Genomic DNA, 16718 nt, shown 5'->3' on the forward strand with positions numbered 1-16718 from the left:
CATCAGTGCTGACAGCCGCCTGGATCTAGCGCTCCAGCCAGGCTTCGATGCCACGGGCTGCCGCCCGGCCGGTCGCCAGGCAGGCGGTGAGGAGATAGCCACCAGTCGGCGCCTCCCAGTCTAGCATTTCGCCGGCGACGAAGGTGCCCGGCAGCGCTTTCAACATGTAGCTGTCGTCGATTCCGGTCCAGCGGATGCCGCCGGCAGAGGAGATCGCCTCGGCGATCGGCCGGGTTTCGATCACCGGCACCGACAAGGCCTTGATCATACCGGCGAGACGCTCCGGATCGGTTCGGTCGCGCTCGGGAGCGAGTTCGCGCAGCAGCGCCGTTTTAACGCCGTCGAGGCCGGCGCCCTTGCGCAGGCGGTTTGAAAAACTCGATTTGGCGTCCTGGCGCGCAAGGCCGCGGCTCAGCCTCTCAATGGTGCGGCCCGGTGCAAGGTCGAGGGTCAGGGAAGCGCTGCCATGGTTCAGCAGCCGGTCGCGCAACGCGGCCGTGTGGGCATAGACGAGGCTACCCTCGATGCCGCTGCCGGTGATGACGAATTCGCCGGGAAACGTGCCGGCCCCGGACGTGGCGGTGACCGACTTCACTGGCTCGCCGGCGAAACGCTCGCTGAAGTTGCCGCTCCATCCGACGACGAAGCCGCAATTGGCGGGTTGAAAAGTGTCAATTTCCACACCCCTGCCGGCCAGCCAAGGCACCCACGCAGCGTCGGAGCCGAGGCGCGGCCAGCTTGCGCCGCCGAGCGCCAGCAGGGCTGCGTCGCAATGGACGATGCCGCGCCCTTCGGGCGTTTCGAAAACATAACCGTCTTCGGCAAAACCGGTCCAGCGGTGGCGGTTGTGGAACGCAACTCCATTGTTCTCCAGCCGCTTGAGCCAGGCGCGGAGCAACGGCGAGGCTTTCATTGCCTTCGGGAAAACCCGGCCGGACGAGCCGATGAAGGTCTCGGTGCCGAGCCCTGCCGCCCAGCTCCTGATATCATCAGGGGTAAAGGCATCAAGGGCGGGGCGCAGGCGGGCGGAGGCGGCGCCGAAGCGCGTGGCGAAACGGGCATAGTCCTCGGAATGAGTGATGTTGAGACCCGACTTGCCGGCCAGCAGGAACTTGCGGGCGAAGGTCGGCATGGAGTCATAGACCGCGACCGCGTGGCCGGAACAGGAGAGCAACTCGGCAGCCGCGAGACCCGCCGGGCCGCCGCCGATGATTGCAATCCGCTTCTGGTTCATTGATGTCTTCGCCCGATTCTCTCTGTATGCAGTTTTGGCGCGGGCGCGGATCGCCTGCAAGGGCGGAGATCAGTGGTGCGGATGCGTGCACTGCCCGTGGTCGGCGAGAACCTCGATGACGCGGCATTGGTCGACGCGGCCGTGGCCGCAGCCTTCCACCATGGTTTCCAGCTCGGCCTTCAGCGCCATCAGGCTGCGGATGCGCTGCTCGACCTCGATGAGGCGGGCCTTGGCGATGGCGTCGGCGGAGGCGCAGGACTGGTGCGGATCGTCCTGCAGGGTGAGCAGCGTGCGGATCGCCTCGATCTCGAAGCCGAGTTCGCGGGCGTGGCGGATGAAGGCGAGGCGGCTGATATCGGCAGGTTCGAAGGAGCGCTGGTTGCCCTCGCTGCGGCTCGGGGCAACGAGCAGGCCGATGCTTTCATAATAACGCACCGTCGGCACCTTGACGCCGCTCTTGCGGGCGGCTTCACCGATCGTGATCTTTTTCATAATTTTCCTCTTGCACCTCTAGTCGCTAGAGGATGTAGGAGGGATGCTTCTATTTGACAAGGAAGCGGATCATGGCTGAGAGCGAGACACGATACCGGGTTGGCGGCATGGATTGCGCCTCCTGCGCAACCAAGATCGATACGGCGGTCAGACGCTTGGCAGGTGTCGCCGATGTGTCCGTCTCGGTGATGTCGGGCACGATGACCGTCCGGCACGATGGCAGCAGCGATCTCAAGGCGATCGAGAAAAAGGTGACCGGGCTCGGCTATTCCGTCGCGCCGCTTGCCGGAAACGCTGCGCCTGCGCATGCCCACAGCTCGCAGCATCGTCACGACCATGGACATGATCACCGCGATCACGCGGACCATGACCACGATCATGCGGGCCATAGCCATGACCATGCAAGTCATGACCACGACGATCATGGTGAGAAGGAAATCGAGGGGTTGCACGGGCACGACCATGCGCCGATGGCCGGTCCCTGGTGGCAGAGTAGGAAGGGCCGGCTGACCATCCTTTCGGGTGCGGCACTCGTTGCCGCCTACACCGTCGGCCATCTCGTGCCGGCGATCGCGTCCTATGCCTTCATCGTCGCCATGCTGATCGGGCTGGTGCCGATCGCGCGGCGTGCCGTCATGGCCGCCTTCTCAGGCACACCGTTTTCGATCGAGATGCTGATGACGATCGCCGCCGTCGGCGCCGTCATCATCAATGCCGGCGAAGAGGCGGCAACCGTTGTGTTCCTGTTCCTCGTTGGCGAGCTGTTGGAAGGGGTGGCAGCGGGCAAGGCGCGCGAAAGCATCCAGTCGCTGACGGCGCTGGTGCCGAAGAGTGCGCTGGTCGAAGATAACGGGCAAACGCGGGAAGTGCCGGCGGAAAGCCTTGCCGTCGGCGCGATCATCATGGTTCGTCCAGGCGACCGTATCTCGGCGGACGGCATCATCCTCTCCGGCGAGAGCGCGATCGACGAGGCGCCGGTGACGGGCGAGAGCACGCCGGTACGAAAAGGAGTCGATGCCGTCGTTTTTGCCGGCACGGTTAATGGCGATGCGGTGCTCAGGGTTCGCGTCACGGCGGCTGCCGCCGACAATACCATCGCCCGCGTCGTCAAGCTGGTGGAGGAGGCGCAGGAATCGAAGGCGCCGACCGAGCGCTTCATCGATCGGTTCTCGCGCTATTACACGCCCGGCGTCGTCGTGGTCGCAGCGCTTGTCGCGGTCGTTCCGCCGCTGCTGTTTGCTGGGCCGTGGGGCGAATGGGTCTATAAGGGCCTTGCGATCCTTTTGATCGGCTGCCCCTGCGCGCTCGTCATCTCGACGCCGGCGGCAATCGCCGCCTCGCTTTCATCCGGTGCGCGGCGCGGGCTGCTGATGAAGGGCGGCGCGGTGCTGGAAACGCTCGGCAAGGTGACGATGGTCGCCTTCGACAAGACAGGCACGCTGACGGAAGGCAAGCCTCAGGTGACTGACATCATTTCCTTTGGCCTGAGCGAGGCGCAGGTGCTGTCGCGCGCGGCGGTGCTGGAGCAGGGTTCCAGCCATCCGCTGGCGCTGGCGATCCTCAACCGCGCCAAGGCGGACGGCGTTCCCGTGCCGCCGGCCTTCGAGCTGGAAGCGCTGCCGGGCAAGGGTGTCAGCGGCAAGGTCGGCGGCGAGACGCTGGATTTGCTGTCGCCGCCCGCCGCCCGCGAGCGCGGGGCGCTTGGCGCGGAACAGGATGCACGCATCACGGCGCTGAACGACGAGGGCAAGAGCGTGTCAGTGCTGCTCGTCAACGGTGTTGCGGCCGGCCTGATCGCCATGCGTGACGAGCCGCGTGAGGATGCCGAGGCCGGGCTCGCTGCCCTAAAATCAGCAGGCGTCAAGGCGATGATGTTGACGGGTGACAACAAGCGGACGGCAGCAGCCGTTGCCGGCATGCTCGGCATCGACTGGCGCGGCGAGATGATGCCGGAGGATAAGCAGCGAGTCGTCGGCGAATTGAAGCGCCAGGGCTTCATCGTCGCCAAGGTCGGCGACGGCATCAACGATGCTCCGGCGCTGGCCGCGGCCGATATCGGCATCGCCATGGGCGGCGGCACCGATGTGGCGCTGGAGACGGCGGATGCCGCCGTGCTGCACGGACGCGTTGGCGACGTGGCGCGGATGATCGAACTTTCCAAACGCACGATGCGCAACATCCTGCAGAATATCACCATCGCACTCGGGCTGAAGGCGGTGTTTCTGGTGACGACGATCGCCGGCATCACCGGGCTCTGGCCAGCGATCCTCGCCGATACCGGTGCCACCGTGCTGGTCACGATCAATGCGTTGCGGCTGCTTCGGATAAAAATATGAATGTCGTTTGAGGAGCCGGCTTCTGCCGGCTCTTTTTATGATGGGTTCTCCACAGCGCTTTTCTGTTAACGCTTCGTTATCCACATCATACACAGGCGCGGCGATTCGTTGCCGCCATTGCTGCGCCGCCACAACAACTTGTTGACGTCATGATCGATTCGCGTACCATATCTAGTGTTCGAGGTTCCGTCGATTCGTGAGGATCGGCGGCTAAGACGGGAATTCGGTGCGCTTCGCCATCATGGCGCGGCAATGCCGGGGCTGCCCCCGCAACTGTAAGCGGCGAGCAACTGTCCGATTTCAGGTCACTGGAGCATGATGCTCCGGGAAGGCTGGGCAGGCGCTTTGACCCGTGAGCCAGGAGACCTGCCTCGAACGAAACGTCCACGGGCGGGGTGTCCGGAAGGTCGCGTTGCATGGCTGCGGGGAATCTCCGCATCGCGTTTCGCAGGCCCGAACCTCCGCCCCGAAACCTTCGCATTGAGCCACTTCGGGGTGAAGTTATGTCAGAATTTCAGTTCAGGCCGCCACCCACTAGAGGTAGAGGGCGGAGTACGCCCAGCGGCTAAACAGCCGCACAGCTCAAAATCATCAGAGAATTTTTCGACGGATATCGACAGATTTCCGATCGATGTTCTGCGCCCAATCGCATCGTCACGAGGAATATCATGACCATTACCGTCTACAGCAAGCCTGCCTGCGTCCAGTGCACTGCCACCTACCGCGCCCTCGACCGTCTGGGCGTCGATTATGACATCGTCGATATCTCGCAGGATGCCGAAGCGCTCGATCGCGTCCGCAGCCTCGGCTACATGCAGGCGCCTGTCGTCATCGCCGGCGAGCAGCATTGGGCGGGCTTCCGTCCCGACATGATCAGCGCGCTCTCCTGACCTGAGGACAAGCGATGGGCCTGATCGTCTATTATTCCAGCCGATCCGAAAATACCCATCGGTTCGTCGCCAAGCTCGGTCTGCGCGCGGCGCGCATTCCGCCAGGTGGCGCAGACGCGTTCCATATCCGCGAACCCTTCGTGCTGATCGTGCCGACCTATAGCGGCGACGGCGGCAAGGGTGCCGTTCCCAAGCAGGTGATCCGCTTCCTCAACGATGCGGAAAACCGAGGACACATCCGCGGCGTGATCGCCGCGGGCAACAGCAATTTCGGCGAGACATACGGGCTCGCCGGCGACGTGGTCTCGCAGAAATGCCAGGTGCCGTACCTTTACCGGTTCGAGCTCATGGGCACCGAAGACGACGTCGCCAAGGTCAAACACGGAATGGAACGATTTTGGACACGGGAACAAACCTAACGCGGGATGCGGGCGCAAAACCGCATCAAACTTTTGCTCAGCCCACCGGGGAAAGGCCGCCGAAGGCAGCCGAAACGCTCGACTATCACGCGCTGAACGCGATGCTGAACCTCTATGACGATGAGGGGCGGATCCAGCTAGACAAGGATCGAATGGCTGCCAAGCAGTATTTCCTCCAGCATGTGAACCAGAACACGGTGTTCTTCCACAATCTGAGGGAAAAGCTCGATTACCTCGTGACCGAGGGCTATTACGAGCAGGAGGTTCTCGACCAGTATTCCTTCAATTTCGTGCGGGATCTGTTCGACCAGGCCTATGCCAAGAAATTCCGTTTCCCGACCTTCCTCGGCGCCTTCAAATATTACACCAGCTATACGATGAAGACCTTCGACGGAAAGCGCTATCTCGAGCGCTATGAGGACCGCATCTGCATGGTGGCTCTGGCCTTGGCGCGTGGCGACGAGGCCCTTGCCCGCGACATGGTCGACGAGATCATTTCCGGCCGTTTCCAGCCGGCGACGCCAACCTTCCTCAATGCCGGCAAGAAGCAGCGCGGCGAACTGGTTTCCTGCTTCCTGCTGCGCGTCGAGGACAATATGGAATCGATCGGCCGCTCGATCAATTCGGCGTTGCAATTGTCAAAGCGCGGCGGTGGCGTGGCGCTGTCGCTGACGAATATCCGCGAGGCGGGTGCGCCGATCAAGCATATCGAGAACCAGTCCTCCGGCATCATCCCTGTCATGAAGCTGCTCGAAGACAGCTTCTCCTATGCCAACCAGCTGGGTGCCCGGCAGGGGGCGGGTGCCGTCTATCTCAACGCTCACCATCCCGATATCATGCGCTTCCTCGACACCAAGCGCGAAAATGCCGACGAGAAGATCCGCATCAAGACGCTCTCGCTCGGCGTCGTCGTGCCGGATATCACCTTCGAGCTCGCCAAGAACAACGAGGATATGTACCTGTTCTCGCCCTATGACGTGGAGCGCGTCTATGGCGTGCCTTTCACCGAGATTTCGGTGACGGAAAGGTATCGCGAGATGGCTGATGATGCCCGCATTTCGAAGAAGAAGATCAAGGCGCGCGAATTCTTCCAGGTGCTTGCCGAAATCCAGTTCGAGAGCGGTTATCCCTACATCATGTTCGAGGACACGGTGAACCGGGCGAACCCGATCGCCGGACGTATTTCGATGAGCAATCTCTGCTCGGAGATCCTGCAGGTCAGCGAGGCGAGCGAATATAATGACGACCTTTCCTACAAACATCTCGGCAAGGATATTTCCTGTAATCTCGGCTCGCTGAATATCGCGGCGGCAATGGATTCGGCCGATTTCGGCAAGACGATCGAGACCTCGATCCGGGCGCTGACGGCCGTTTCCGACATGAGTCACATTTCCTCGGTTCCCTCGATCGAGAAGGGCAATGACGAGAGCCATGCGATCGGCCTCGGCCAGATGAACCTGCACGGTTATCTCGCCCGCGAGCGCATCTTCTACGGCTCCGAGGAAGGCGTCGATTTCACCAATATCTATTTCTATACGGTGACCTATCACGCAATCCGCGCCTCGAACCTTTTGGCGGTCGAACGCGGTACGAGCTTCAAGGGCTTCGAGAATTCGAAATATGCATCCGGCGACTATTTCGACAAATATACAGAGCAGCTCTGGGAGCCGGCGACGGAGACAGTCAGGGCGCTGTTCGAGACGTCAGGCATCCACGTTCCGACGCAGGAAGATTGGGCCACGTTGAAGAAGGCGGTGATGGCCTCCGGCCTCTATAACCAGAACCTGCAGGCGGTGCCGCCGACGGGCTCGATCTCCTACATCAACCACTCGACCTCCTCGATCCATCCGATCGTTTCGAAGATCGAGATCCGCAAGGAAGGCAAGATCGGCCGCGTCTATTATCCGGCGCCGTTCATGACCAACGACAATCTCGACTATTATCAGGACGCCTACGAGATCGGACCGGAGAAGATCATCGATACCTATGCGGCAGCGACCCAGCATGTCGACCAGGGCCTGTCGCTGACCTTGTTCTTCCGCGACACGGCAACGACGCGCGACATCAACAAGGCGCAGATCCATGCCTGGAAGAAGGGCATCAAGACGATTTACTACATCCGCCTTCGCCAGATGGCGCTGTCCGGCACCGAGGTGCAGGGCTGCGTTTCCTGCACCTTATGATTTGATTGCGGCTGACGCTGCAAGAAGCGGGAGGGTTCCGCAGTTCCCTTCGCCATGCAGACGCTGACGCCCGAAAAGGACCACCCGATGAACATGCAAATCAAACCTGCGTCCCGCGTGCGCGCCATCAATTGGAACCGCATCGAGGACGATAAGGATCTCGAAGTCTGGAACCGGCTCACCGGCAATTTCTGGCTGCCGGAAAAGGTGCCGCTTTCGAACGACATTCCGTCCTGGGCGACGCTGACGCCGGTCGAGCAGCAGCTGACCATCCGCGTCTTTACCGGATTGACGCTGCTCGACACGATCCAGAACGGCGTCGGTTCCATCCGGCTGATGGAGGATGCGGTGACGCAGCATGAGGAGGCGGTGCTTTCCAACATCTCCTTCATGGAGGCGGTGCATGCGCGCTCCTATTCCTCGATCTTCTCGACGCTGTGCTCGACGCCTGATGTCGACGATGCCTATCGCTGGTCGGAGGAGAATGAATTCCTGCAGCGGAAATCGGCGCTGATCATGGAGCAGTACGGCTCCGGCGATCCGCTGAAGAAGAAGGTCGCGAGCGTCTTCCTCGAAAGCTTCCTGTTCTATTCCGGATTCTACCTGCCGATGTACTGGTCGAGCCGCGCCAAGCTCACCAACACGGCCGACATGATCCGGCTGATCATCCGCGACGAGGCGGTGCACGGCTACTATATCGGCTACAAGTTCCAGCGCGGGCTGGAGCGCCTCAGCGAGGAGAGAAGGCAGGAGATCAAGGATTTTGCCTTCGAGCTGCTGCTCGAACTTTATGACAACGAGGCTAGATATACCGAAGCGCTCTATGACGGTGTCGGGTTGACTGAGGACGTCAAGAAATTCCTGCACTACAATGCCAACAAGGCGCTGATGAACCTTGGCTATGAGGCGCTGTTCCCGGCTGAGGCCTGCAAGGTCAATCCGGCGATCCTGTCCGCGCTTTCGCCGAATGCCGACGAGAACCACGACTTCTTCTCCGGCTCGGGTTCCTCCTATGTCATCGGCAAGGCTGTCGCGACCGAGGACGAGGACTGGGATTTCTGAGGCTTGATCGCCGTCTGCCTCTTATCATTTGCTCTCTCATCGCCCACATTCAGCGGAACTAAATTCGGTCCTCGCCGGTAATGTGGCGTAGCGGGAGTTTTTGATGTCGTCTTTTTTGAACAAGGCCGGGACTGCCGTCGAAGCGGAAGAGGGCGTCTGGCCGATCCGCAGAAGACGGATTCTCGACTGGCTGGTGAACGATACGCGCGGCGAGCGGTTCATCGACAATATCCTGGTGGAAATGTGCGAGAAGCTTTTGGCATCGGGCGTGCCGGTGGCGCGGGCGACATTGCATTTCAGGACGAACCATCCGCAATGGATCGGCGCCCGCATCCTCTGGAAGGAAGGCCTGGCAGAGGCGAAGATCAACACTTTCGCCTATGGTGTCGAAAACACGCCGGAGTTCCTGAAGAGTCCCGTCAACGCGATCCATCAGGGTGTGGAGGAGGTGCGTAAACAGCTGGAAGCCGCAACCGACGGGGACAAGGATTCATTCTATCAGGAACTGCGCGACGACGGCCTCACGGAGTATATCGCCTGGCCACTCGAGCATACTTTCGGCAAACGGCACGTCGCGACCTTTTCTACCAGCCGGCCGGGCGGCTTTACGAGCGAGCATGTCGATTTCCTGCGCGACCTGCTGCCGGCCCTGACCCTCGTCAGCGAAATCCGGCTGAAGAACATCATGGCGCGCACGCTGCTGCAGACCTATGTGGGACCGCATGCGAGCGAACAGATCCTGGCGGGCGTCACGACGCGCGGCAGCGGCGCGACCGTCGGTGCGGCGATCATGATCTGCGACCTGCGCGACTTTACGGCGATTTCCGATCTCTGGCCGCGCGACGATGTCATTCATCTGCTCAATGATTACTTCGACGCCATGTCGGATCCGATCGAACGGTATGGCGGCGAGATCCTGAAGTTCATGGGCGACGGATTGCTGGCGATCTTCCCGCTGAGCAAGGACACGGCCTGTCACGATCTGCTGCAGGCGATCCGCGAAGGGCAGGCGTTGATGGCGCAATTGAACCAGCAGTATGCGGGCAACGGACGCGAACCGCTGCGCTACGGCGTCGGCGTGCATGTCGGCGACGTCATGTACGGCAATATCGGCTCGAGTCGGCGGCTGGATTTCACCGTCATCGGCCCGGCGGTCAATGTCGCCTCGCGGCTGGAAACCCTGACCAAGGAGGTCAAGCGTCCGGTACTCTTGTCGCGGGCCTTTGTCGAAATGGCGGACTGCGCGAAAGACATGGACAGCCTCGGCACCTTCCCGCTGCGCGGGCTCGGCGAGCCGGTCGATGTCTTCGCCTTTCCGGAGCGGTAGAAACTTATACTCCTCGCTTGTTACCCCAGAGCAGCACGTGCAATTGGGGTAGTACGCGTACCGCAAACCATTGGTCGGCCGTCACCCTTTCGACAAGCCAGTGCATCCGATCCATCACGCCGTCGATATCAATGCGCGCGTCATCGTCATCGGGCGGTGGCGGCGTATGATTGCCGGGCTGAAGGAACAAGGGAATTTGGGGATAGCGCCGACCCGCCCGTTGGGCGAACTCGTAGTCAGTATCGTCGAAGACTACAATCTTCAATGCGATCTCCGGTCCGCCGGCGGCCAGGTGAAGACAGTGATCCACCTGGTCCCAATCCGTCAGCATTCCGCTTGATGGCGGTTTGGGGCTGATGACCAGGATGTCGAGATCGCGAAACCAGGCCTGGGCCACGCTTCCCTGTGTTTCCAGTGCAAAGCGGTATCCTTGGGAATGGCCTAGCTGGATCAGTGGCCTCAAGGGTTGTATCGCCGGATTGCCTCCGGAAAGGGAAACCGTCAGTGGCTTGCCCCCAGAGAGTTCCGTGACCTTATGCCAGACAGCCTCAGTGGACATGGGAATCCATTGATCCCGGAACGCGCTGTCGACCGCGTGAAGACTGTCGCACCAGGAACACCTATAGTCACAGCCGCCTGTCCTCACGAACACCGTCGGCAGCCCGATCAAGGCACCTTCGCCCTGTATGGTCGGGCCGAAGATTTCGCTGACGCGAATGGTCCCCACGCTCACGGCCTGTACTCCGCCCAGGTTTTCGGCGTCTCGCTGACGCGAACGGACGATGTCTCCGGGAAGCGCTGCTTGCACCAGTCGTAAAAGTGCCTTGCGAGGAATTCGGAGGTGACTTTCGAGTGGCCGAAGACGTCGTTCAGGTGACGATGGTCGAAAGTTTCGTCGATATAGCGCTTGAGTGGCGAGAGGTCGTGATAGTCACGAACGAAGCCATCATCATTCAGGTTTTCGGCAGCCAGTTCGACGATGACGATGTAGTTGTGACCGTGGAGCCGAGCGCATTGATGGTCGGCAGGCAGGTGATCCAATTGATGGGAGGCGGAGAGATGAAACTCCTTGGTGATGCGGTACATCAACGCACCTCCGTGGCCGAGTATCGCGACACGACCGCTCTCCAGAAATCGCGGTCTTCGTACTCCGTGGGATCGGGAACACCGGCAAGATGGAAAGCTTCACGGCGTTCCACGCAGGTTCCGCAGCGTCCACAGTGGAGCTCGCCGCCCTTGTAGCAGGACCAGGTCTCCGAAAATGGCGTGCCGTGTTTTGTGCCGTCAACAACGATCGCCGCTTTGGAAACATCGACATAGGGTGCAAGCAGTTTCACGCTGGCATAACCGTCCAGCGCTTCATTCTGCATGCGCTGGAAAGCATCGATGAAGCCCGGTCGGCAGTCCGGGTAGATGAAGTGGTCGCCGCCATGCACGGCGACGGCAACGGCATCTGCTTTTTGCGCCGCAGCCAAACCGAACGCGATTGCCAGCATGATGGCATTGCGGTTGGGCACAACGGTGGCCTTCATGGTCTCCTCGGCGTAGTGGCCATCGGGAACCTCGACATTGTCGGTCAGGGCCGATCCGCTGAGATGACCGCCGATACTGGCGATGTCGATAATATGATGGGGAACGGAGAGTCGTGCGGCACATCTGGCGGCGAAGTCGAGTTCCTTGCGATGCCGTTGGCCGTAGTCGAAGGAGACGAGGGCGATAAGCTGTTGTTCCGTCGCGACCTTGTGGGCAAGCGAAACGGAGTCCAGTCCGCCTGAGCAGACGACGATGGTTTTCATATTTTGGATCCCTTGTTTTGACCGGGTGGGCTGCGACCGGATTACGCGGTGCTTCTAGGACAAATCACGCGCCATGGAAACAGTTTTAAATGCCGGGATTTCACAGCCGAGCAGCTAATCGATCGGAAAGTTGATCTGCGGCGGCAGCGGGAGCTGCAGATCCTCGGCATCCGGATTGTTTATGCGCTGCAGCAGCTAGCGTCCCAGATCCTCGCCGGCCGCAGCCGTTCCATTAGCCATCAGTAAATTCATATAAAATTCAAAAGGATGCCGTAATAACCATATTTTTCTCGGGAGTCGAGAAAGGACTTGACGACCAAGGCCTTATAACGTTTTAAATTGTTAACCGCGCGGAGGAGCGCGGCCGTATGCTGACCGCTGCAATGGCGGGAGGCATCGGGCGGCAGGGAGGGTCCCGCCGCCGATTTGCAAACGGGAGGAAATTCATGAACAGGTTTTTGAGCTCGGCAGCTATTGCTGTCGTGATGATGGCTGGCCTCAGTGCTGCCCAAGCCGCCGACGTCAAGGAAGTGCAGATGCTGCACTGGTGGACGTCTGGTGGCGAGGCGGCGGCACTGAACGTTCTGAAGCAGGATCTTTCGAAGGAAGGTTTTGCCTGGAAGGACGTGCCGGTTGCCGGCGGTGGCGGCGATGCGGCGATGACGGCGCTGAAGGCGATGGTGGCAGCCGGCACCTATCCGACAGCCTCGCAGATGCTCGGCTATACCGTGCTCGACTATGCTGAGGCCGGCGTCATGGGCGATCTGACGGAGACGGCGAAGAAGGAAGGCTGGGACAAGTCGGTTCCGGCCGCATTGCAGAAGTTCTCGGTCTATGACGGCAAGTGGGTCGCAGCCCCTGTTAACGTCCACTCGGTCAACTGGCTGTGGATCAACAAGGCTGTGATGGACAAGATCGGCGGCACTGAGCCGAAGACCTTCGACGAGCTGATTGCGCTGCTCGACAAGGCCAAGGCCGCCGGCGTCATCCCGCTCGCCCTTGGCGGCCAGAACTGGCAGGAAGCGACGATGTTCGATTCCATCGTGCTGTCGACCGGCGGTCCGGAGTTCTACAAGAAGGCCTTCAACGACCTCGACGAGGAATCGCTGAAGTCCGACACGATGAAGAAGTCCTTCGACAATCTGGCGACGATCATCAAGTATGTCGATCCGAACTTCTCGGGCCGCGACTGGAACCTGGCGACCGCCATGGTCATCAAGGGTGACGCGCTGGTGCAGGTGATGGGCGACTGGGCCAAGGGCGAATTCGTCGCCGCCAAGAAGACGCCGGATACCGACTTCCTCTGCTACCGCTTCCCCGGCACCGACGGCAGCGTGGTCTACAACTCCGACATGTTCGGCATGTTCAACGTCCCCGACGACCGCAAGGCGGCCCAGGTGGCGCTGGCAACGGCAACGCTGTCGAAGAGCTTCCAGTCGGCCTTCAACGTCGTCAAGGGTTCGGTGCCGGCTCGTACCGATGTTCCCGATACCGACTTCGACGCTTGCGGCAAGAAGGGCATCGCCGACCTGAAGGCAGCCAACGAAGGCGGCACGCTGTTCGGCTCGCTCGCCCAGGGCTATGGCGCGCCTCCGGCCATCGCCAATGCCTACAAGGATGTCGTCTCGAAGTTCGTCCACGGCCAGATCAAGACCTCCGACGAAGCCGTCAAGCAGCTCGTCCAGGCAATCGACGACGCCCGCTGAGGCCACGTGTGATGACAAATGCTTCCCCGCCTGCTGGCGGGGAAGCTTCAGGCTCCGCGCCGATCATACGGGATGATCATGCGGGGCCGATTGCCCGGACGATCATGCAGGCAGGAGATGACATTCCATGAGCACCGTTGCGACCACCGATCCGGTTTTGACGCCGAGGCAATCGACGGGGATCTCGTTGAGGGGCCGGCTGCAGGATGCGCTGCCGAAGATCGTCTTGGCGCCGAGCTTCGTCATCACCATCATCTTCGTCTATGGCTTCATCGTCTGGACGGCCTATCTGTCGTTCACCAATTCCAAGACCTTTCCCTCCTATGCGCTGACCGGAGCACGCGCCTATCAGCGGCTGTGGCGCTGGACCTTCGAGAGCGATCCGCCGTCCTCCTGGTACACCTCGATCACCAACATGGCGATCTTCGGCTTTCTCTATGTCGGCATCTGCCTGGCGCTCGGTCTCTTCCTCGCCATCCTGCTCGACCAGAAGATCCGCGGCGAGAGCGTATTGCGGCCGATCTTCCTCTATCCGATGGCGCTGTCCTTCATTGTGACAGGCGTTGCCTGGAAATGGTTCCTCGATCCCGGCCTCGGGCTGGAACAGACGCTGCACCATTTTGGCTGGACGAGCTTCCACTTCGACTGGATCAAGAACAAGGACTTCGTCATCTACACCGTCGTCATCGCCGGTGTCTGGCAGGCGTCGGGCTTCGTCATGGCGATGTTCCTGGCGGGTCTGCGCGGCATCGACGGCGAGATCATGAAGGCCGCCCAGATCGACGGCGCTTCCGCCTTCCAGCTCTATCGGCGCATCGTCATTCCGCTGCTGCGGCCGATCTTTCTCTCCGCCTTCATCGTGCTCGCCCATATGGCGATCAAGTCCTACGACCTTGTGGTGGCGCTGACCTCGGGCGGCCCCGGCGGCTCGGCCTGGCTGCCGTCGAACTTCATGTATGAATACACCTTCAAGCGCAACGAGATGGCCGTCGGCTCGGCCAGCGCCATCATCATGCTGATGACGATCTCGGCGATCATCGTGCCCTATCTCTATTCCGAACTGAAGGAGAAGGCGCGATGAGCAGCGTGACCTCTCCGATAGCAACCTCGACCTCACCGCTGCCGCAGGGTGGCGACTATAGGAACGACAGCAGGAACAGCAACAACACCCGCTGGATCGGCCGCACCGTCATCTACGGCCTGCTGCTGATCTTTGCCGTCCTCTATCTGATGCCGCTCTTCGTCATGCTGACGACCTCGTTCAAGACCATGGACGAGATCCAGAACGGCAACATGCTGGCGCTGCCGCAATCGCCGACCTTCGATCCCTGGATCAAGGCCTGGGGCGAGACCTGCGTCGGGCTGACCTGCGCCGGCATCAAGGGCTACTTCTGGAACTCGATCAAGATGGTCGTGCCGGCTGTGGCGATCTCCACCATCATGGGGGCGCTGAACGGCTATGTGCTGACCAAATGGCGTTTCCCCGGCCACACGCTGGTGTTCGGGCTGATGCTGTTTGCCTGCTTCATCCCGTTCCAGTCGGTGCTGCTGCCGATGGCAACGATCCTCGGCAGCCTCGGCCGCTTCGGCATGACGCTGCAGAATGCCACGGGCTGGAGCTTCGGCTTCGGCAATCCGACCGTCAATCTGGTCTTCGTCCATGTCGTCTATGGCCTCGGCTTCACGACGCTGTTCTTCCGCAATTTCTACGAGGCCTTTCCGACCGAGCTGGTGCGGGCCGCCCAGGTCGATGGCGCCAGCTTCTTCCAGATCTTCCGCCGCATCATGCTGCCGAACTCGCTGCCGATCATCGTCGTCACCGTCATCTACCAGTTCACCAATATCTGGAACGACTTCCTGTTTGCCTCAGCCTATGCCGGCACTGGTGAATCCATGCCGATGACGGTGGCGCTGAACAATGTCGTCAACACCTCGACCGGGGTGGTCGAATACAATGTCAACATGGCGGCTGCGATGATCGCAGCCGTGCCGACGCTCATCGTCTATATCCTCGCCGGCCGCTACTTCGTGCGCGGTCTGATGGCGGGCGCTGTCAAAGGGTAATCCATGGCCTTCCTCGAAATCTCCGGTCTCAGAAAACGCTTCGGCGCCGTCGACATTCTCAAGGGGATCGACCTCGAACTCGAAAAGGGCGGCTTTCTCGTGCTGGTCGGCCCGTCCGGCTGCGGCAAGTCGACGCTGCTCAACACCATTGCCGGGCTGGAGACGATCACCTCTGGCGATATCAAGATCGACGGGCGCGACATCAGCGGGCTGCATCCCTCCAAGCGCGACATCGCCATGGTGTTCCAGTCCTACGCGCTCTATCCGAACATGACGGTGGCGGGAAACATCGCCTTCGGCATGGAGATCCGCGGCGTTCCGAAGGAGGAGCGTGTCAAGGCGATCGCCCAAGTCTCCGACATGCTGCAGATCGGCCATCTGCTTGACCGCAAGCCGAGCCAGCTCTCCGGCGGCCAGCGCCAGCGTGTCGCCATGGGCCGGGCGCTGGTGCGCAATCCGCAGGTCTTCCTGTTCGACGAGCCGCTCTCCAATCTCGATGCCAAGCTGCGGGTCGACATGCGCACCGAGATCAAGCGGCTGCATCAGCGCATGGGCACCACCTTCGTCTATGTCACCCATGACCAGATCGAGGCGATGACGCTGGCGACCAAGATCGCCGTGCTGAAGGACGGCGTGCTGCAGCAGTTCGGCACGCCGGCCGAGATCTATAACAGCCCGTCCAATATCTTCGTAGCCGACTTCATGGGCTCGCCGGCGATGAACCTGCTCAACGCCACCGTCGAAAACGGCGCCGGCGGGCTGGAAGTCTCGCTGGAGCGGCCGAATGCTGCCCCGCTGAGATTGCCGGTCATCGCAGGCAACAATGGCCTGACCGCCTATACCGGCAGACAGGTGATCTTCGGCATCCGGCCGGAAGCGCTGACCGATCCCGATGGCGCCGACCGCAAGGCGCGCTCGCTGACCGAGGGCGACTGCCTGATCGAGGTGGTCGAACCGGCCGGCTCCGACACCTTCGCCGTCACCAAGCTCGGCGGCAAATCCGTCGTCGCCCGCCTGCGTGCCGATACCGGCATCGCGCCAGGACAAAACACCCGTCTCGCATTCAATCTCGACAAGGCCGTCTTCTTCGATCCCAATAGCCAGCTCAGGATTTCGTAACGGTCATTAGAGCGCCGCGCGTCTATAAGACGCGCTAGGGACGCTCTAACACTTTGAGTTTGCGCACAATCCTTTCCGAAAATCGATTTC

15 protein-coding genes and 1 riboswitch are annotated in these 16718 nt (G+C 61.0%); of the genes, 10 read left to right on the top strand and 5 right to left on the bottom strand.

Translation table 11 applies throughout. From position 1 onward, the window contains the following. Positions 1-25: 25 nt before the first annotated feature. Together A6U98_RS14420 and A6U98_RS14425 are read right to left on the bottom strand one after the other, a co-directional pair. Positions 26-1234: a TIGR03862 family flavoprotein gene (locus A6U98_RS14420; protein ID WP_064650813.1), complete on the bottom strand. Its 1209-nt coding sequence runs from the start codon at positions 1232-1234 to the stop codon at positions 26-28. A gap of 69 nt (positions 1235-1303) precedes the next feature. Further along, a complete protein-coding gene (locus A6U98_RS14425; RefSeq protein ID WP_064650815.1) occupies positions 1304-1726 on the bottom strand; it encodes a helix-turn-helix domain-containing protein in 423 nt (140 codons plus the stop codon). Positions 1727-1797: 71 nt separating this feature from the next. Here A6U98_RS14425 and A6U98_RS14430 point away from each other — a divergent pair, with 71 nt between their 5' ends. From A6U98_RS14430 to A6U98_RS14455, 6 genes are all read left to right on the top strand, one after another. Continuing rightward, on the top strand, positions 1798-4062 hold the full coding sequence (locus A6U98_RS14430) for a heavy metal translocating P-type ATPase (protein WP_064650817.1): 2265 nt from the start codon (positions 1798-1800) through the stop codon (positions 4060-4062). Between the two features lie 164 nt (positions 4063-4226). Beyond that, positions 4227-4451: riboswitch (cobalamin riboswitch) on the top strand. Positions 4452-4730: 279 nt separating this feature from the next. After that, positions 4731-4952 carry a glutaredoxin-like protein NrdH gene (gene nrdH, locus A6U98_RS14435; protein ID WP_018243700.1) on the top strand — a complete coding sequence of 74 codons (222 nt, stop codon included), beginning with the start codon at positions 4731-4733 and terminating at the stop codon, positions 4950-4952. 14 nt (positions 4953-4966) lie between these two features. Then, entirely contained in the window at positions 4967-5371 is a 405-nt protein-coding gene (gene nrdI / locus A6U98_RS14440) for a class Ib ribonucleoside-diphosphate reductase assembly flavoprotein NrdI (protein WP_018243699.1), read from the top strand. After that, complete coding sequence (gene nrdE / locus A6U98_RS14445) at positions 5350-7554, top strand: class 1b ribonucleoside-diphosphate reductase subunit alpha (protein ID WP_064650819.1); 2205 nt, start codon at positions 5350-5352, stop codon at positions 7552-7554. Before nrdI ends, nrdE begins: the two co-directional genes overlap by 22 nt. A gap of 87 nt (positions 7555-7641) precedes the next feature. After that, entirely contained in the window at positions 7642-8616 is a 975-nt protein-coding gene (gene nrdF / locus A6U98_RS14450) for a class 1b ribonucleoside-diphosphate reductase subunit beta (RefSeq protein WP_064651367.1), read from the top strand. A gap of 103 nt (positions 8617-8719) precedes the next feature. Further along, a complete protein-coding gene (locus tag A6U98_RS14455) occupies positions 8720-9943 on the top strand; it encodes an adenylate/guanylate cyclase domain-containing protein (protein WP_064650821.1) in 1224 nt (407 codons plus the stop codon). Between the two features lie 4 nt (positions 9944-9947). On the opposite strand, the gene queE is transcribed toward A6U98_RS14455, so the two are convergent. From queE to queC, 3 genes are read right to left on the bottom strand one after another with little or no spacing between them, the layout of a single operon-like run. After that, positions 9948-10676: a 7-carboxy-7-deazaguanine synthase QueE gene (gene queE, locus A6U98_RS14460; protein ID WP_064650823.1), complete on the bottom strand. Its 729-nt coding sequence runs from the start codon at positions 10674-10676 to the stop codon at positions 9948-9950. Beyond that, on the bottom strand, positions 10673-11029 hold the full coding sequence (queD, locus tag A6U98_RS14465) for a 6-carboxytetrahydropterin synthase QueD (protein WP_064650825.1): 357 nt from the start codon (positions 11027-11029) through the stop codon (positions 10673-10675). The genes queE and queD overlap by 4 nt, the downstream gene beginning before the upstream one ends. Next, entirely contained in the window at positions 11029-11739 is a 711-nt protein-coding gene (gene queC, locus A6U98_RS14470; protein ID WP_064650827.1) for a 7-cyano-7-deazaguanine synthase QueC, read from the bottom strand. Before queC ends, queD begins: the two co-directional genes overlap by 1 nt. 446 nt (positions 11740-12185) lie before the next feature. Here queC and A6U98_RS14480 point away from each other — a divergent pair, with 446 nt between their 5' ends. The 4 genes from A6U98_RS14480 to A6U98_RS14495 all read left to right on the top strand — a co-directional run bounded on the left by A6U98_RS14480 (position 12186) and on the right by A6U98_RS14495 (position 16628). Next, positions 12186-13445, top strand: a complete 1260-nt coding sequence (locus tag A6U98_RS14480) for an ABC transporter substrate-binding protein (RefSeq protein ID WP_064650831.1) — start codon at positions 12186-12188, stop codon at positions 13443-13445. A 127-nt stretch (positions 13446-13572) separates the two neighbouring features. Continuing rightward, positions 13573-14526: a sugar ABC transporter permease gene (locus tag A6U98_RS14485; RefSeq protein WP_064650833.1), complete on the top strand. Its 954-nt coding sequence runs from the start codon at positions 13573-13575 to the stop codon at positions 14524-14526. Continuing rightward, complete coding sequence (locus A6U98_RS14490) at positions 14523-15509, top strand: carbohydrate ABC transporter permease (RefSeq protein WP_064650835.1); 987 nt, start codon at positions 14523-14525, stop codon at positions 15507-15509. The genes A6U98_RS14485 and A6U98_RS14490 overlap by 4 nt, the downstream gene beginning before the upstream one ends. A gap of 3 nt (positions 15510-15512) precedes the next feature. Further along, the gene (locus A6U98_RS14495; RefSeq protein ID WP_064650837.1) at positions 15513-16628 is read left to right on the top strand and encodes an ABC transporter ATP-binding protein; all 1116 of its coding nucleotides are present in this window, start codon (positions 15513-15515) and stop codon (positions 16626-16628) included. Positions 16629-16718 lie beyond the last annotated feature (90 nt).

Origin of the sequence: Rhizobium sp. WYCCWR10014 (assembly GCF_001657485.1) — a bacterium.
Taxonomy (GTDB): domain Bacteria; phylum Pseudomonadota; class Alphaproteobacteria; order Rhizobiales; family Rhizobiaceae; genus Rhizobium.